Source organism: Okeania sp. (genome assembly GCF_983059655.1).
Genome location: NZ_CEZPJD010000080.1, coordinates 1 through 3211, shown reverse-complemented (window position 1 = coordinate 3211; position 3211 = coordinate 1). Strand labels below are relative to the sequence as shown.

Sequence of the window (3211 nt, the reverse complement as noted above, 5' to 3'; positions counted from 1 at the left end):
AGAAAAAGTTTATTCTTGTCTAGGCTCACTGTTATGATCTAAATTAAAATCACTTAAATAACTATTAAGAAAATTATGGGTGAAGCAAAGCGTCGTAAAGAATCATTAGGAGAACAATACGGTCAAGAAGCACGGTTTATTTCTTGGCTGCCAATTACTAAAAGTCAAAGCCAGAAATTTATGCAATTAACTTCAACTGGTGCATGGATTGGTATTGGATTACTCATTGTTGCCTGGTTAACAGTTAGATTCATTGGTCCTGCTTTTGGATGGTGGCAAATTCAATAATTATTTCTATATCTTTAATAAAATTAAAATAACAACTAGTGCTGCTACGCGGAAGTTAAAAGTCAAAAGTATTGATTGGTAAGGCTTTTATGATTTTGTAACTGGTTAGTTATTTCTGTCATCCTGCACTAGAGAAATTTAATAGCTTATAGTTAATTTTTAATTAGCAAGTATTAATAAGAATATTTTTAGAGTCAAATATTTTACAGAACTTTTATCTAATAACATTAATGAGTATTGATTTAGCATCAAAGCTAAGTAAAATACTTACAAATTTATAGATGTAAAAAAATATTTCTTAAAGTTAATATTTCAGATAATCTGACCGTCTAAAAGCTCTATTTATGTATAATTTTAAATGACTCTAGGAAAATGAAATACTCACAATCAATAAAACCAATAGGCTAATAAATTTTATTTATTTTTATCTATAAATAGTTTCCCATCTAAATACTATCTAATATCTATAAAAAATCAACAATTCACTTCTAGAAAACTTTAGATTTAATTGTATTCCTTCAAAACTCTTGCCGACAGGTACTCTAATGCATCTTGATATTATTTAACTTAATAACCATGATTAATTATTTGTATGATTTTCTGGTTTTAGTTTCTTAAATCGCTAATTGTGCAACCTAAAATTTAGTGTTTGAGTCTTTTCAAAGTAAAGAACATAGCACATTGTGTGGATGTTGCTGTTGATACCTTAGCTCAGGAATACTAAAAGTAACCTAATAGTAACCTAATCAAGCATTTGGTATTAAAGGCTACTCAAGAGATGTGCTAAAAATTGATTAGGGATATACTTACTATGTTCAACAGCTAAACACCAGATTTTCATAAAACTTAACTAAAGTTTAAAATTATAGGAGTGTGGTGATAGGAGGATAAAAGTGTTTCTGAGACTTGCAGAACAACATCGTCAATTTGTACAAGACCTAGTAATGAACTTGCAAGCTCTGGCAATTGTGCTAGAGAATAGAGGGTATTTGGCATCTTGTTATACCTGCGGGGGTAAAATGAATAGTGCCTCATTTATGGTCAGCTTGGGAGAAAATCACCTGATTCGCTTCCTAGTATCAGATTATGGCATTACATGGACAGAGATGCGAGACGATCGCGAACTAATGAAATTAGAAGGAGCTGAAGCAATTAGCCAGTTACAAGAGCTAGCTAATTTGCTAAAAAATCAGATTCAGCCTTGTCAAAACTCTGGTCAACTTCCGCAGGAAGACTTAAGTTTGAATCAGGTCATCTAGTCTATTAATTTCCTGCGTTAAACCTTTTGGGTATGACGCAGACTTTAATCGGCCTTTAACGTCTTTTTCTACCTGAAAGTACTAGAAGCCATACCGAGCAACTGCTTCTCGGTAGGTTAACTTTTTGCTGGCTCAGAGGTTCTGCTAACGCCTATAGCGCAGATATTCCCCAGGAGGCGTCACTCCAGAGATCGCCTAAAAATAAAGCTTGTACATAGTATACTCAATATAACATAATCATAATTGCATATCTACCGAACATGATATTACTCCCTTTTTAATGCTGTTAAGTCTGAGTAGCTTGAGAAAATGATTCTGAAATAAGTATAAAAATTAGCAACTTAACAATATCTGTAATTCAGAGAATAAAAGCTACTTAGCTCTTATTTTAGATATGTTAGATACATCTAGATAGAATAAATGTTAATCTAGAAATACATAAGTTAAAAATATAACATTAGCCAGACAAAAGATACTACTAAATAAGACAAGTCTGGCAATATATAAAGGAGAGTTGATTGCAAATTATGAGTCTTCTAGAGTCTCAATGGCAACATTTTTTCGTAGACACCAACAATGTACGTTTACATTATGTTACTCAAGGTGAAGGAGAGTTAGTCGTACTCCTTCATGGGTTCCCTGAATTTTGGTATTCTTGGCGCTATCAAATCCCTGCATTGGCCCGTCATTATAAAGTTGTAGTACCAGACTTACGAGGGTATAACGATTCTGAAAAACCAGATAACGGCTATGACTTAGATACTCTAGCTGCTGATATTCGAGGACTAATTGAACGTTTGGGTTATGTTAAAGCACATATTGTAGGCCATGATTGGGGAGGAGCGATCGCCTGGCATCTGGCCCAAAAATTTCCTCAATATCTTAACCGTCTAGCAATTTTGAATGCAGCACATCCACAAAAACTTATTCAAGAAATAACAGGAAATATAGATCAACTACGACGAAGTTGGTATATATTAGCTTTTCAAGTTCCTGGTATTCCAGAATGGTTGATTCAGCAAAATTTAAGAGAATTTATTAAAGGGGTTTTTCAAGGGCAAGCTATTCGTAAAAGTGTCTTTAGTGCCGAAATTACTCAGATCTATCAAGCAGCTCTGGAAAAACCAGGAGCGCTTGTAGCAGCAATTAATCACTATCGTCAATTTCTTTTACCTCAAAACTGGCTAAAAAACTTTTATCCTAAACCATCATTAATTACAGCACCTACTTTAGTTTTGTGGGGAAAAGAGGATTCTTTTTTAAGTCAAAAACTTACAGAAGGTTTAGATAAACTAATTGCAGCTCCTTTTTGGTTAAAAGTTATCCCTGAGTGTGGCCACTGGATTCAGCAGGAAGTACCTCATACAGTTAACAGAGAGCTACTTGACTTTTTACAAAAGAAATAATTGATATTAATTAAGGGAGAAGTCAGAATTCATAATTCAGGACTCAGAAGGGAATAAGAGTGGGCTTAAAGGTATAAAAAGGAGATAGTTTTTTTTATTTCTGGTAAATGGGGTACAAAAATTAACGAAAAACTGCGGGTTCTTACCAGCAATATATGCCTCAGTTATCAGTTAAGTGAAACATACTTTAGCAAAAAGAAAAAAAATCATAGTTGCATAATCTTTAAATTTAAAATAATCAAATACCTGCAACTATGA

General features: G+C 33.2%; 3 protein-coding genes. All 3 read left to right on the top strand.

Annotation, left to right across the window (positions count from 1 at the left end; genetic code table 11):
• Positions 1-75: 75 nt before the first annotated feature.
• A complete protein-coding gene (locus AC3DU7_RS07300; RefSeq protein ID WP_488038690.1) occupies positions 76-288 on the top strand; it encodes a DUF2839 domain-containing protein in 213 nt (70 codons plus the stop codon).
• An 893-nt stretch (positions 289-1181) separates the two neighbouring features.
• Entirely contained in the window at positions 1182-1547 is a 366-nt protein-coding gene (locus AC3DU7_RS07295) for a DUF1815 family protein (RefSeq protein ID WP_488038689.1), read from the top strand.
• Between the two features lie 527 nt (positions 1548-2074).
• Entirely contained in the window at positions 2075-2953 is an 879-nt protein-coding gene (locus tag AC3DU7_RS07290; protein WP_488038688.1) for an alpha/beta fold hydrolase, read from the top strand.
• Positions 2954-3211: the final 258 nt, after the last annotated feature.

Coding starts and splice junctions, on each gene's coding strand:
- AC3DU7_RS07300 (WP_488038690.1), top strand. CDS start 76: ATGGGTGAAGCAAAGCGTCGTAAAGAATCATTAGGAGAACAATACGGT.
- AC3DU7_RS07290 (WP_488038688.1), top strand. CDS start 2,075: ATGAGTCTTCTAGAGTCTCAATGGCAACATTTTTTCGTAGACACCAAC.